Origin of the sequence: Robertmurraya korlensis (assembly GCF_023715225.1) — a bacterium.
Lineage (GTDB): Bacteria > Bacillota > Bacilli > Bacillales > Cytobacillaceae > Robertmurraya_A.
Genome location: NZ_JAMBNS010000006.1, coordinates 46,686 through 60,174, shown reverse-complemented (window position 1 = coordinate 60,174; position 13,489 = coordinate 46,686). Strand labels below are relative to the sequence as shown.

Sequence of the window (13,489 nt, the reverse complement as noted above, 5' to 3'; positions counted from 1 at the left end):
AATAGACAAATTCTATTTCTTTTCGTAAGGAACGACTTGATAAAAATAATTAGGCAATTGAGTGCTATTATCATATTGCTGGTGAAAAATATGCGTTAATGCGGGAGAGACAGGGGGAATTAACCAAGTCCAATTTCCAGTTAATTTCCGGTTTTTCCCTTTCTCTCTTTCTTCAAACAACTTAAACTGAGCCGCTGCGGTGTGATGATCAACAATACTTACTCCAGCCTTTTTATAGGAAAATAGAACTGCTCGATTCACCTCAAGTAGCGCTTGATCCTTCCAAAGACTACTGTTTCTTGCCATATCTAATTTCATGTTATCTGCAACTAAAGGCAACACATTGTATCGGTCTTCATCGGCTAAATTTCTAGCTCCTATTTCTGTTCCCATATACCAGCCATTAAATGGGGCAGCCGTGTATTGGATTCCTCCAATTTCAAGACGCATATCAGCAATCATCGGTACACCATACCACTTTAATTCTAGCTCTTCAAACCACTCATATTCCGGATGTGAAAGATTGACCTCAAGTACAAGACTCGGAGGGATATTTCTCCAATTTGGTTTTTCCTGATTGACTTGAACGACTAGGGGTAAAAGGTCATAATTGGTATGGTTCCCCTCCCACCCAAGTTCTTCACACACTTTTGTAAATGGAATAGAATGAGGATCTCCAATTAGCCCGTTCTGCGTATCATATCCGGCATATCGAACAAGCTGGTGGTTCCAAATGCGTATAGAGTGTTCCTTTGTTTCTTGTTTGAAAATAGAAATAGTCGGTCTAATATGACCATTGTTTGTTGCAAATTTGATATGTTCGAAAAGTGCATGGATGATCTCGTCGGTATGATTTAAATGACGATAATCTTTAACAATCAATGACTCCCAAAATAATCGTCCAATACATTTATTACTATTTCTCCATGCCATCTTTGCTCCATGGGAAAGTTCTTCATATGTATGTTCATATGTTCCCGTCTTAAGAATCGAACTTTTTACTTCCTCCACTCTGTCTAACAGAGTAACATGATCTTTTTCTAGTTCTAAATAGCAAAGATTGATAAACTCTTCTGCTTTTTGGAATAAATCTACATTCAATGATAATCCCTCGCGTTTTAGTTAACATAATAATATTATTGTAACCTTAGATCTTACTTGGTATATTTACTTTAATTGATGTAACAGCATTGTAAGGAGTGCTTCGGAAGTTATTGTTTTAGACTCTCCACCTCCTTGTGCCTGTTTTTCATTTCCTCCTCCCCTTCCATTGATTACTGGTAAGATCGATTGAGCCAGATTCTTCATATTAATAATTGACTTTTCTCTTTGGCACAAAAATTGAAGTTTCCCATTTATCTCTGAAACGAAAAGCACATTGACTTCGGAATCAAAAGCCAAAACATTTCGAGCAATAGTTTGAAGCTCTTGAAGGCTCTTATCTGCAAAACTAGCTTGAACGACTCTATGATCCGCAACTTTTATTGCATCTTTTAATAAGTCCTGAGCTTCAAACTGTAATATATTATCTTTCAATATCTTTATTTCTTTTTCAAGTGTCTTATTTCTATCAATGAGTCGGAGGGCAGCAGTTTCAAGTTCATTTTGAGGTGCATGTAAGAGACTTGTTAACTTTGATACAACATTAGTCTTATTATGAATCTGCTTTCGAACCCGTTGACCACATACAAACTCAACCCTTGTTTTTTTCTTTTGTCGTTCAGTACCCAAGATAGTAATTGCTTGCACCTCACCTGTATTTTGTGGATGCGTACCTCCACACCCGTTATAATCAAATTCTGGAATGATTACTAAGCGGATATTTTCTTCAACTGAAAGAATTTTCCGCAACGGATATTGGTTTACTTCCTCTTTCGAAACCCATTTAGTCTCTATTTTTCTTTGTTCCAGAATAATCTGATTTGCTAATTGCTCAACTTTCTCCAATTCAGTAGATGAGATATTTTCTACATTAAGATCGATTGTTATTTTTTCTGACCCAAGATGAAAACTGATGGTTTCATAACCATATAGCTCTTCAAATGCGGCAGTAAGGATATGCTGTCCAGCATGTTGCTGCATATGATCAAACCTTTTTTCCCAATCAATAATTCCCTCTACTTTAGAACCAACAGAAATGTAGTCATTCATATAATGACGAATTTCTCCATCCACTTCTTCCACATTCGAAACTAATATTCCATTAATCGTTCCCGTATCACATGGTTGCCCTCCACCAGTAGGATAAAACGCGGTCTCACTTAGAACAATATAATCGTCTTCACTTTTCGTAACAGTTGCTACAAATATGGACTGATACACATTTTCATAATATAGTTTGTTTGTCATTTTCCTATAACACTCTCTTTCGTTAAGAAATGCTACACCTACTTTATCACAAAAAGAAAAGAGGTAGCTATTATCTACCTCTCTCCTTGTTTTATAGGAATTAAATACTCACATCACGTTTTTGAAAATAAACAAACGTCGAGATCATAAACACAATATAATATGCAGTAAGAATCAGTAGGGAACCTGTTAAGGTAATATTTTGCAAAATCTTATCTTGGAATGCAAACACGGTTAAGTCTAGATGAGGAAAAATAAGGAACTTTGCCCAAGTATACTCTTCGGCGAGCATGATAATAAGTCCACCTAATGTAGTTGAAACAAATAGAACAAAAATCCCTACCCCTACAGCTACAGCCTGGCTTTTAAAAAGAGTGGACAGCATAAAAGAAATCGTTGTGATCATTAGCAAACTAGGAAGAAAATAGACTGTCTTCAAAAGAAACTGTGTACCAAGTACGGCCTCTTTTTGTCCATCTAGCGTATATTCAAAAAATGGTGTATGAAAGTCTCCTAGACCAAAAAATACAATCCCTACTATGAGTCCTGAGACAAATAATGTGGCCATTAATATAATTGCGTAAAATAAAACCGCAACATATTTTGACAATAAGATTTTCCATCTTTTATGTGGTCTAATGAGCAGCTGTTTTATTGTTCCATCTGAAAACTCTGCAGCGACTACCGCACTTGCTACAATAACAGAAAACAAGGTGACAAGAGTTGTTACACCTATCACGACATCGTTCATAAAATGCCAATTGGATTTTGTCGTTGGATTTATATTTTTCTCAAGAAATCTCTCATTTTGTTTAATTTGATCTTTTAGCCATGTTGGATCTTGGTCGGCGGGAGTTTGTTCAATTTCTTGTCTATACTGAGCATTCAGTACTTCTAAATTTTCACGCCAATTTTCATCGGCTTCTCCATTAATTCTTTGATAAATAAATCCACCAATCAGCATTGCAACAATTAGTATGGCCATATAAATCCAGCTTGCACGTTTCTCGAAGATTTTTATCATTTCATTTTGAATCAATCCGATCATATCGATTGCTCCTTCTTTTCTTTATTTGTAATCTCAAGGAAGCGATCTTCAAGCGATGCTTTTAAATAAGAAATTTCATATACTTGTAATCCGTTAGAGACGAATAGCTGATTTGCCTTAGCAACTGTTTCCCGATCCATAGATGCATAAATAAAACCAGCCTCTATGTTCCAGCCTTCTCCCAAATTTTGATTTACTAGTAGGTTAAATGCCTGCTCAGCGTTATCAACCTCAAACATCACATGTTGCTTTGTTTGACTGCCTAGTTGGACTGTTTCATCCATACGGGAGATATGAGTCAGCCTACCTTTTTCTATAATGGCAAACCGATCACACATCAGTTCCATTTCTGAGAGCAAATGGGAGGAGACTAATACAGAAATACCTTGATTCACTAATAATCTTAAATAATCACGAAATTCTCTTATTCCTTGTGGGTCAAGCCCATTTGTTGGTTCATCAAGAATGAGAATACTTGGACTATGTAACAAAGCCTGAGCTACACCAAGTCTTTGTCTCATACCTAGCGAATACGTTCTTACTTTCTGATGGATTGCTTGTTCCAGACCAACCAAACGTATGACCTCTTCAAGCCGTTCAACCGAAACATCCTTTGTGGCCATTCTCATATAATGCTTAAGATTTTTCATCCCACTCATATATTTATAAAATTCAGGATTTTCTACAATGGCCCCTATTTCTCCCAATGCTTCTTTGAAGGATTGATCTAAATCATATCCATTTATCATGACTTTTCCTTCTGTGCGATTAATTAAGTGGACAATCATCCGAATGATGGTTGTTTTCCCCGCTCCATTTGGTCCTAGTAAACCAAAGATTTCTCCTTTTTCAATTTGAAAAGTTACATTTTCAACAATCAATTTTTTTCCTATTTTCTTTGTAAGGTTATGAACTTCTAGAGCATATTGAGTCATTTTCGCCCTTCTTTCTTTCCTTATTTAGCACTTGTAGTAAACTATACGATTAGAATTGGATAAAGTTACAAATAATATGATATTTACCATTATTTCTATATATACTCTGTTAAAATAATAATAGATTCATATATTAGGAGGTTCCTTACCTATGATGGGGTATTAAACAAACTACTTCCCGATTACCCATATCTTTTGTATAATTGGAACTTATGGGAACAACAATAAGTTTAGAATATTTTTAAAGAGGTTTATTATGAAAATTAGCTCGAAAATCTTTATGGAAAAGCTATCATCTGTTCAAATCATTGTGTTATTTTACGTACTTGCAGTGGTTATCTCAACTGTACTATTAATGCTTCCAGTTACATTGAAACCCGGAGAGGACATTTCCTTTATAGATGCATTGTTTACCTCCGCTAGTGCGGTAAGTGTTACAGGACTTTCTACCATTTCTATCTCAGAAAAGCTAAGTGTGACAGGTACATTCATTTTTGCTTTCATCCTTCAATTCGGTGGAATTGGGATTATGACACTAGGCACATTTATTTGGCTTCTAATGGGAAAGAAAATTGGACTTCGTGAACGAAAGTTAATTATGACAGATCAAAATCAGTCTACTCTGTCAGGTCTGGTTCAACTGATGAGACAAATTCTTTATCTTATTATCTTTATCGAGATCATTGGAAGTGTAATACTCGGCATTTACTTAGTTAATTATTATCCTAATTGGCAGGAAGCTTTTTTACATGGCTTTTTCATGAGTGTCAGTGCGACCACGAACGCTGGATTTGATATTACCGGTCAGTCCCTACTTCCATATGCTAATGATTATTTTGTTCAACTCGTTAACATCATCCTTTTAATTCTTGGTGCTATCGGTTTTCCTGTTCTAATTGAGGTTCGACACTTTTTATTTCGTAGAGGAGATAGCCTTTTTCGATTTAGTTTATTTTCAAAAGTTACATCCACAACTTTTTTCCTTCTAGTTATTGGTGGAACTTTACTCATTATTCTTTTTGAGTATAACCATTTTTTCTCAGGGAAATCTTGGCATGAATCATTTTTTTACGCATTGTTCCAATCGGTTACGACTAGAAATGGTGGTTTAGCGACCATGGATGTAAGTGAATTTACAACACCTACCCTCCTAGTTTTATGTATTCTCATGTTTATCGGTGCCTCACCAAGCAGTGTAGGTGGAGGGATTCGAACTACCACTTTTGCAATAATGATGTTAAGTATATTTACATATGCAAAAGGTCGAGATACGATAAAAGTGTTTAAAAAAGAAATATTGCAAGAAGACATTCTTAAATCATATATTGTTATCACAACGGCAGTAATGATTTGTTCAGCTTCTGTCATTATATTGGCTATTCTAGAGCCTTCAATTGGTTTAATGGAAATTATTTTTGAAGTTAGCTCAGCTTTTGGTACAACGGGATTATCAATGGGGATCACAGCTGATTTAAGTACCGCCAGTAAGCTAGTCATCATTTTGGTCATGTTTATTGGTCGTATCGGCATTTTCTCCTTCTTATTTATCATTCGTGGAAACCCTGTTAAAGAAAAATTCCATTATCCTAAAGAACGTATTATTATTGGTTAGTTATAGTAAAAACTCCGTTGCTAAGGCAACGGAGTTTTTTACACTAATGGGGGAGTTTTCTTTTTAATTTCAATTTGCTTGATTTTATTATCCTCTACTACAAGCATTTCAAAGTGGAGGTGATGGTATTCAAATGTTTCCCCTTCTTCTGGGAAATGTCCCATCTCTTTTAATAAAAATCCAGTTAATACATCTTCATCTTCAGGAATTTTGGTTTTGAACACTTCATTTAATCTTCTTAATGCTAGTTTTCCATTACAAATAATATGAGAGTCCGTTAATTCATCGATTAATATTTCTTCATTTTCATCCGTCTCATCTTTAATTTCAAGGCCAATCATGGCTTCTATAATATCCTCGTTTGTAATAATACCCTTGGTTCCCCCGTATTCATCAAGCACAATTGCAAGATGCTTGCGTTCCTTTAGCATCATTTTAAATATCTTTTCTATTGAGTGAAACTCAAATACAAATAATGGGGAATTATCAGTGAAATCCTCTAATGGTTTATCTGGTTCAACAGACCAAGATAATAAGCCCTTTGAATGAAAGACTCCTACAATATTATCCATATTTTCTTTGTAAACCGGATATCTCGTATATTGATTGTTTATTACTACTTCTCTCGCTTCCTCAAAAGTTGAGTCAAAAGGTATCCCTTGAATTTCCATTCGTGGGGTTTTTAATGCATCTCTAACATCTAAGCTATAAAAATCAATAACTCCTTTTATACTTTTCGTCTCATCATTTTGAAACGTACCTTCTGTCGCTGCAATGTCTACCATAGTAATTAGCTCTTCTTTTGAAATAGACACTCCATCCTTATCTTCCTTTTCTAAAAGCTTAATGACAGTTCTTGTAAAACGTGACAATAGAAACGTTAATGGTTTTAGTATGATCATAATAGAATGAATGACTGGAAATACGAGAAAGGCAATTTTATCAGCAAAACTAGCAGCAATCGACTTTGGCAATACTTCAGCAAATACAATTAATACAACCGTTAAAATTCCTGTCACAATCCCCACGTTCCAACCGTACTCAATTGCAATAATGGTAACCAATGTAGGAAGCATAATATTAGCTATATTGTTACCTATTAATATCGCTGTAATTAGTTCGTCTAAATTAGACACAAGTGTTAAAAGCTTTTGCGCCTTTTTGTCGCCGCCTTCTGCCTTTGTCTTTAGTTTCATTTTATTCACCGCAGTTAGTGCCGTTTCACTTCCTGATAGAAAAAAAGACATGAGCAGAAAAAATATGATAGCTATAAACACAAACCATCCTCCAAACAAATATGATGAGTATAACATTACCAAATTCCTATTCATTTTGCCACTATCATGTTATCTCTCATGCCAATGATTTAGTGTATTCTTTCGTAAGATTACTAATACTCCGATAGCAGTAAGGATAAATACACTAATTAATATGACCCAATGAATTCCCGTTTGTTCGAGCATATCTGACCTCTTGATTTTCATTTATTTTAAACTAAAACAAGAATATTATTTCAAAAAAAGAAGCATGAATATTCATGCTTCTCTCGTGCCTTACTTTATACCGGTACACCGACAAAGAATTCATTATAAAGTGCCTTAACTGCATGCTTTTCATCGGCTTCTTTTACCCCAAACATCATGCTCACTTCAGACGACCCTTGGTTAATCATCTCAATATTCACACCAGCATCGGCGAGTGCCTTAGCAGCTCTTGCCGTTGTTCCAACATTTTGTCTCATACCTTCTCCAACAATCATGATTAAAGCCAAGTCGTGTTCAACCTTCACTTCATCTGCATGCAACTCTGTGAGAATAAGGTTAACAATACGTTGTTCTGTTTCGTAATCCATTTGGTCCTGACGTAAAATAACAGAAATATCATCAATTCCTGATGGTGTGTGCTCATAAGACATACCATGTTCTTCTAATATTCTTAATAATCTACTTCCAAAGCCAATTTCTCTGTTCATTAAATATTTTCCTACATAAATGCTACAAAAGCCTTTATCACTTGCAATTCCTGTTACAGGACCATTTTGAACACTGCGCTCATGAACAATTAAAGTCCCTGGTGAGAGCGGGTTATTCGTGTTTTTCACCTGCACTGGAATTCCTGCCCTAAAAGCTGGAATTAATGCTTCATCGTGAAAAACAGAAAAGCCAGCGTAAGAAAGTTCTCTCATTTCACGGTAAGTTAGTTCTTTTATTTCTTTTGGGTCTTGGACAAGATTGGGATTTACTGAATAAACAGCATCTACGTCTGTAAAGTTTTCATACAAATCTGCTTTTATACCATTCGCTAAGATTGAACCTGTAATGTCGGAACCGCTTCTCGAAAAGGTTACAACATTTCCATCTTTTGTATACCCGAAAAATCCAGGGAAGATTAAAATCCCCTCTTCTTCTCGTAGTTTATATAAATTGTCATAAGATTCCTGTAGTACTTGAGCATTTCCTGTCTCATCAGTAACAAACAATCCAGCGTCCTTTGGATTGATGTATTTTGCCTGCACTCCTTTTGATTGAAAGAACTTCGCAACTAATTTTGCATTATTGTCTTCACCAGCTGCTTTCAGAGCCTCCATATAATGGTCTGGATTGGACTTATCTGCAGATAATAAAGAGTGTAGTGTGTCTGTAATCTCTTCTGTAATATCTAATGAGAGATGGAGTTCCTTAACAATACTATCGTAACGATCAATTATTTGCTCAAGTGTAGCACTTGTATCTTCACCATTTAATCCCTGCTCTGCGCAATGTATCAACAAGTCGGTCACTTTTATATCATCTGATTTTCTCTTACCTGGTGCTGATACAACAATTACCTTTCGGCTAGGATCAGCTGTGACGATTTGAAATACTTTTTGTAACTGCTCTCCATTTGCTAAAGATGATCCTCCGAATTTTGCTACCTTCATGTAAACATCCCCTGATAAATAAAATTTATATTTATTATCGCTTCAAAGTAGTAAAGAATCAAGCATTTTTTCCTCATTAGATGGACAAATGTATTTTTAGAGAGGACATATCCGTTTTTTCATGTTTCTTTTCCTCTGGCGCATGGAATATGAACTTACGTTTACAATATGTAAAAAGGAGTGAAAGCTATGCGTACAAATTTTCGAATCATTCTTCTTAAGTTCATTGTCTGTATAATTATATTTACCGTTGCCTTTGACCTGTTCTTTGAAGCAGGAGTAACTGAAGTCTTGTCATTCAGTATTTTGGTTACTATAGTTTCTTATTTCATTGGAGATAAAATAATCTTGCCAAGGGTTGGTAACCGTGCCGCTGTTATCATCGATTTTTTCACTGTCTATGGAATTGTGTGGATTTTTGGAAATATTCTTCTACACAGCTATGAACAGATTGCATGGGGAAGTATTATAGCAGCAACATTGATTGGAATATCTGAAGTGTTTGTCCATTTATTTCTTTTAGGGCGGTTTGAAGCACCGACTACTACAGAGAGGAAAAGACCTCTACGTACGTCTCAGAAGCTAGCGTTTGGTACAGAATTTGCGGAAGAGTCAGATCCTCGAAAGAAAAACTAAAAACGTTACTGCTATAGGGCAGTAACGTTCCTTCTTAATATTTCTTGCATGCTATGCATAGTTTTTTTCTTCTAAATACATGGATAATTTTTTTCTCGCTCGATATAACACGGTTTTGACATTGTTTTGATTAAGATGCAAGGCTTCGGCAATTTCTTTTTCCTTCATTCCTTCGACAACTTTTAAATGAAGCACAGATTTTTGATTGGCATTAAGTACATCAAAGGCTTTTGTAATCTCATTCTGTAATAACAAGGAATTCACTTCTTCTTCCACATTTTTATGAGATGCAACCTCTTGGTAAGTGGTTTCCGTTTCAAGTACTTCTTTTCTTCTTTTTTCTTTTCTTACAAAATCAATTGCTGTTCTTGAAGTAATTGAGGCTAACCATGAGCGGAGCTTTGCCTCATCAACAATGGTATCTATTTTCCGAAATGCTTTTAAAAACGTTTCTTGTACTACGTCTTGTGCTAAGTGGTAATCTCTTGTGATACCGAAGGCGATATGAAAGAGAAGTTTTTGATGACTAAAACAAATCGTCATCATATCTTCCTTCGATAATTCCTCATTCATGATCACTCCCTCCCTTTCCTCGTAATCCATTATTTAAACATTTCATTTACAAATGCAGGAGCATCGCTTTTATCAAACGTTCCTAAATATGGGTCCTGTTGACCTTTAAATTTATAGGCGACTACATATGTCTTTTTACTGTCTGGTAAATAAGCATCTTCTGTAATATCCATCATTTCTTTTATTTCCTCTTTCGTTTTGAAAGTTCTCACGTTTGAATGATTATTCATATTAGTAAAAACTTCATGGTTCGAATATCCCTCATGATTAATTTCAAGATCCTCTTTTTCTAGAACCACAGCATAATCAATGTCCTCCTCCGAAATAAAGGCATTATCATGCAGTTCTTTCTCGACTAACCAATTTTCAAGCCTTTTGTAGGTAGCTAAGGCAGGTATATCTGCGTATCCATAGTATTCCTTACTATTATTCAAGGAAAAGGAAATATGAGACTGAAAAGAGTTTGAGCTGTACATCTCCTCATAAGTGGAGGCTAATATATCTTCCTTTATAATAGATAAAACTTCCTTGATATCAGCTTTCTCAGCAATGACCGCACGATCATTTTTATACCCCATTGACTCAATTGTTATCATGTTAATTTCATCCGTTGTTAAATTGAACACTGGATAGCTTACTTCTTTATATTCTTTTGATTCATGAATAGGTTTGTAAAATGCCAAATAATCATCCTTGTTTATATCGTATTCACGAACCAATTTCTTTCCGTTCTTTAACTCATACACAAAAAAGGCGGTTTCGTATGGTTCATCTAATGTTTTTTTACTATCTTTATTAGAAATAATTTGTTTATGCAAATCATGAACTAATTGAATATTGTTGTTTTCATTTAAGTAGAAGGTATCTTTTGTGAAGCCACTTTGCTCAGGATTCAAATAAAGATACGGCCCATCGCTTAAATGCACTCTTTGAATATCCTCTATCTCTGGGATTCGGTTCTCATAGTTAGTGAGATCAAACTGAAAAATAGCAATGATAACTATTAAAATACCACCATAGTATAGATAGCCTTTAAGATGACCAAAGACCCTCCATGTTTTATGGAGTAGGATTTCAGCTAGTACATAACCAAAAAAGGATCCAAAAAGATAACCGAAAAATATCCAGGCTTCCGATAACCCACGATAGTCGTCACCGAAGTAAGCTGCTGCCAATAATGCACAGCAAACAGTCATACCAAATTTCAAAATTGGTTTTAAAATTGGGAAAATAACCGCTTGGGACACAGACTCCGGCTTTCTCTTTTTATAAAGCACTAAACTAAGAAAATACAATAATACAGAAATACCAGTATAAATCCCTAAAAGCATTCCATTAGAAATATCTTGTATTCCTTCTATCAGGGTTAACGGAGATAAATATTGCACTTTTCCATTTAAATGATAACTATCAGGAAAACCAAACATAAAAAACTGAAGATTAAATGCGCTTAATACAAATAACCCAGCTGGCAGAAGCAAAAATATATACGATAGAATTCCCTGAACAATCGAAATACCTGTGATCATGCCGATAAACACTGTACTAATATATATGATCGTATTAAAAAGAATTGTCATCCCTAACCAATAAAAAATAGAGTCAATTACTAAAATAGATTGGAGATCCAAAACACTTCGCTGAACGAGAACAATCATTGCAATCACAACGACTGGTAAATTTACCATTAACCAACCAAAAAGGGTGTATTGATGGAATAACGTTTCTCTTTTTATTGGTAAACTATGAATAAGATCTGAACTTTGTTTTGATTGCATAAAGTGGAATAAGAACAATGGCAATAAAACAGGAACGGATCCTAGTAAAATATATTGAAGTTCCATATTGTATTGAAATACATTCATGGCTTCAAACGTCAAACGTTCTTGTGTAGTCCTGGCTAATATTTCAAATGGGATAGCAAACAACAATACAATAAAATAAATAATAGATACCCAGCCTGAGCTTCTAAGCATTAACTTTAATATCTCAGGGTTAAGCAAAGATGTTTTTAATGGCATATCCGACACCCTCCATTTCATAAATAAAAATTTCTTCTAATGTTAGTGGGAGAATATCGAGAATTACAGGTTGATATTTCATGACTTTATCTACTATTTCCGCTTCTTTTCCTTTAACAATACAGATAAAGACACTTCCTCTTTTCTCTTGATGCAAAAGTTTAACACCAGTAAATAGATTCTCCGGGACATTTTCCTTGAATGCTACTTGGATTTTATGTGTGTCGGACTTTAAGTCATCTAGTTCCTTCTCAATCAATAGCTCTCCTTTATGCAAAATGCCAATATAATCACATATGTCTTCTACCTCGCGCAAATTATGGGAAGAGATAAGAACAGTCATTTCCCTTGAAGCGACATCTTCAATTATTAAACTTTTAATATTTTTCCGTACCACTGGATCGAGTCCATCCATAGGCTCATCTAAAAGAAGGATATCAGGCATGGAGGACAAAGCTAGAATAAACGCTGCTTGCCTTTGGACACCTTTTGAAAATTTATGAAGTTTTCTTTTTTCATCAATTTTAAATGCATCCACTAGTAATTTATATCTCTCTTGATTCCAGTTATGGTAAATTTTCTGATAAAACTTCGCAATATCAGCAAGGGAATATTGTGAAAAGAAGAATGGTTGGTCAGGAATAAAAAATACTCTCTGTTTTATGTAACTATTTTCAAATACGGAGCTCTCCTCAACCAATACAGATCCGTTGTCAGGAACATAAATTCCAGCTAAAAGCTTTAATAAAGTAGTTTTCCCCGCTCCATTTGTTCCCAGCAAACCATATATTGATCCCTTTTGAATATGGAGGCTTATATTTTCAACTGCATCGGTTCCTTCAAAGGATTTACTTACCTTACTGAATTGAATCACTCTTACTGCCTCCCCCTATTGTGGATTCCACTTCCTTAATGATCTCAACGAGTTGATCACTTGTGATTCCAAGATACATAGCTTCTGACAAAAGTTTTATTAACTCAGTTTTAATTGTCTTCATTTTTTCACTGTTTTGCTTTGGAGTATCCGGACTCACAAAGCTCCCCTTTCCTTTGATTGAATAAATATATCCTTGAACCTCAAGCTCTCGATAAGCTTTTTGAATGGTATTCGGGTTTATCGTCAGTTGCTGTGCCATTACCCGAACGGACGGTAGCTGTTCATCCGCTTTCATAACTTCACTTATAATAAGCTCTTTTAACTTGTCTACCAGCTGCTCATATATCGGCTTTCGACTTCTTATATCTAGCTCAAACATGGTCATCCTCCAATCTGTACCTAGTGTACTATTAATCGTAATACAGATGGTACAGTTGAATTATATTTTAAATGCCCAAAAATTAGAAGAGTTTTTTAAAAAAAATAAAAAAATACTCTCATTTTGTTAAAATGAGAGT

The 13,489-nt window shown here is 35.0% G+C and carries 12 protein-coding genes; 2 read left to right on the top strand and 10 right to left on the bottom strand.

Annotated features, from left to right (window positions below; all coding sequences use genetic code 11):
- Nucleotides 1-12: 12 nt before the first annotated feature.
- The 4 genes from M3175_RS12290 to M3175_RS12275 all read right to left on the bottom strand — a co-directional run bounded on the left by M3175_RS12290 (nucleotide 13) and on the right by M3175_RS12275 (nucleotide 4,332).
- Complete coding sequence (locus M3175_RS12290; protein WP_251519361.1) at nucleotides 13-1,101, bottom strand: nitric oxide synthase oxygenase; 1,089 nt, start codon at nucleotides 1,099-1,101, stop codon at nucleotides 13-15.
- A 66-nt stretch (nucleotides 1,102-1,167) separates the two neighbouring features.
- The gene (locus tag M3175_RS12285; RefSeq protein ID WP_251519360.1) at nucleotides 1,168-2,349 is read right to left on the bottom strand and encodes an alanyl-tRNA editing protein; all 1,182 of its coding nucleotides are present in this window, start codon (nucleotides 2,347-2,349) and stop codon (nucleotides 1,168-1,170) included.
- 100 nt (nucleotides 2,350-2,449) lie between these two features.
- Nucleotides 2,450-3,397, bottom strand: coding sequence for a DUF2705 family protein (locus M3175_RS12280; RefSeq protein WP_251519359.1), 948 nt, complete (start codon nucleotides 3,395-3,397; stop codon nucleotides 2,450-2,452).
- Nucleotides 3,394-4,332, bottom strand: a complete 939-nt coding sequence (locus tag M3175_RS12275) for an ABC transporter ATP-binding protein (protein WP_251519358.1) — start codon at nucleotides 4,330-4,332, stop codon at nucleotides 3,394-3,396. Before M3175_RS12275 ends, M3175_RS12280 begins: the two co-directional genes overlap by 4 nt.
- Nucleotides 4,333-4,588: 256 nt before the next feature.
- On the opposite strand from M3175_RS12275, the gene M3175_RS12270 reads away from it, so the two are divergent.
- The gene (locus tag M3175_RS12270) at nucleotides 4,589-5,944 is read left to right on the top strand and encodes a TrkH family potassium uptake protein (protein ID WP_251519357.1); all 1,356 of its coding nucleotides are present in this window, start codon (nucleotides 4,589-4,591) and stop codon (nucleotides 5,942-5,944) included.
- Between the two features lie 38 nt (nucleotides 5,945-5,982).
- On the opposite strand, the gene M3175_RS12265 is transcribed toward M3175_RS12270, so the two are convergent.
- Both M3175_RS12265 and M3175_RS12260 read right to left on the bottom strand, forming a co-directional pair.
- Nucleotides 5,983-7,221 carry a hemolysin family protein gene (locus tag M3175_RS12265; RefSeq protein WP_251519356.1) on the bottom strand — a complete coding sequence of 413 codons (1,239 nt, stop codon included), beginning with the start codon at nucleotides 7,219-7,221 and terminating at the stop codon, nucleotides 5,983-5,985.
- A gap of 281 nt (nucleotides 7,222-7,502) precedes the next feature.
- Nucleotides 7,503-8,864, bottom strand: a complete 1,362-nt coding sequence (locus M3175_RS12260) for an aspartate kinase (RefSeq protein ID WP_251519355.1) — start codon at nucleotides 8,862-8,864, stop codon at nucleotides 7,503-7,505.
- Between the two features lie 189 nt (nucleotides 8,865-9,053).
- On the opposite strand from M3175_RS12260, the gene M3175_RS12255 reads away from it, so the two are divergent.
- Entirely contained in the window at nucleotides 9,054-9,500 is a 447-nt protein-coding gene (locus M3175_RS12255; protein ID WP_251519354.1) for a YndM family protein, read from the top strand.
- A gap of 51 nt (nucleotides 9,501-9,551) precedes the next feature.
- Here the strand turns inward: M3175_RS12255 and M3175_RS12250 are convergent, their stop codons facing one another.
- The 4 genes from M3175_RS12250 to M3175_RS12235 are packed head-to-tail and all read right to left on the bottom strand — an operon-like array spanning nucleotide 9,552 to nucleotide 13,350.
- Nucleotides 9,552-10,073, bottom strand: coding sequence for an RNA polymerase sigma factor (locus tag M3175_RS12250; RefSeq protein WP_251519353.1), 522 nt, complete (start codon nucleotides 10,071-10,073; stop codon nucleotides 9,552-9,554).
- A gap of 29 nt (nucleotides 10,074-10,102) precedes the next feature.
- Nucleotides 10,103-12,094 carry a DUF6449 domain-containing protein gene (locus M3175_RS12245; RefSeq protein ID WP_251519352.1) on the bottom strand — a complete coding sequence of 664 codons (1,992 nt, stop codon included), beginning with the start codon at nucleotides 12,092-12,094 and terminating at the stop codon, nucleotides 10,103-10,105.
- The gene (locus M3175_RS12240; RefSeq protein WP_251519351.1) at nucleotides 12,069-12,968 is read right to left on the bottom strand and encodes an ABC transporter ATP-binding protein; all 900 of its coding nucleotides are present in this window, start codon (nucleotides 12,966-12,968) and stop codon (nucleotides 12,069-12,071) included. Before M3175_RS12240 ends, M3175_RS12245 begins: the two co-directional genes overlap by 26 nt.
- Nucleotides 12,952-13,350 carry a GntR family transcriptional regulator gene (locus tag M3175_RS12235; protein WP_251519349.1) on the bottom strand — a complete coding sequence of 133 codons (399 nt, stop codon included), beginning with the start codon at nucleotides 13,348-13,350 and terminating at the stop codon, nucleotides 12,952-12,954. The genes M3175_RS12240 and M3175_RS12235 overlap by 17 nt, the downstream gene beginning before the upstream one ends.
- Nucleotides 13,351-13,489 lie beyond the last annotated feature (139 nt).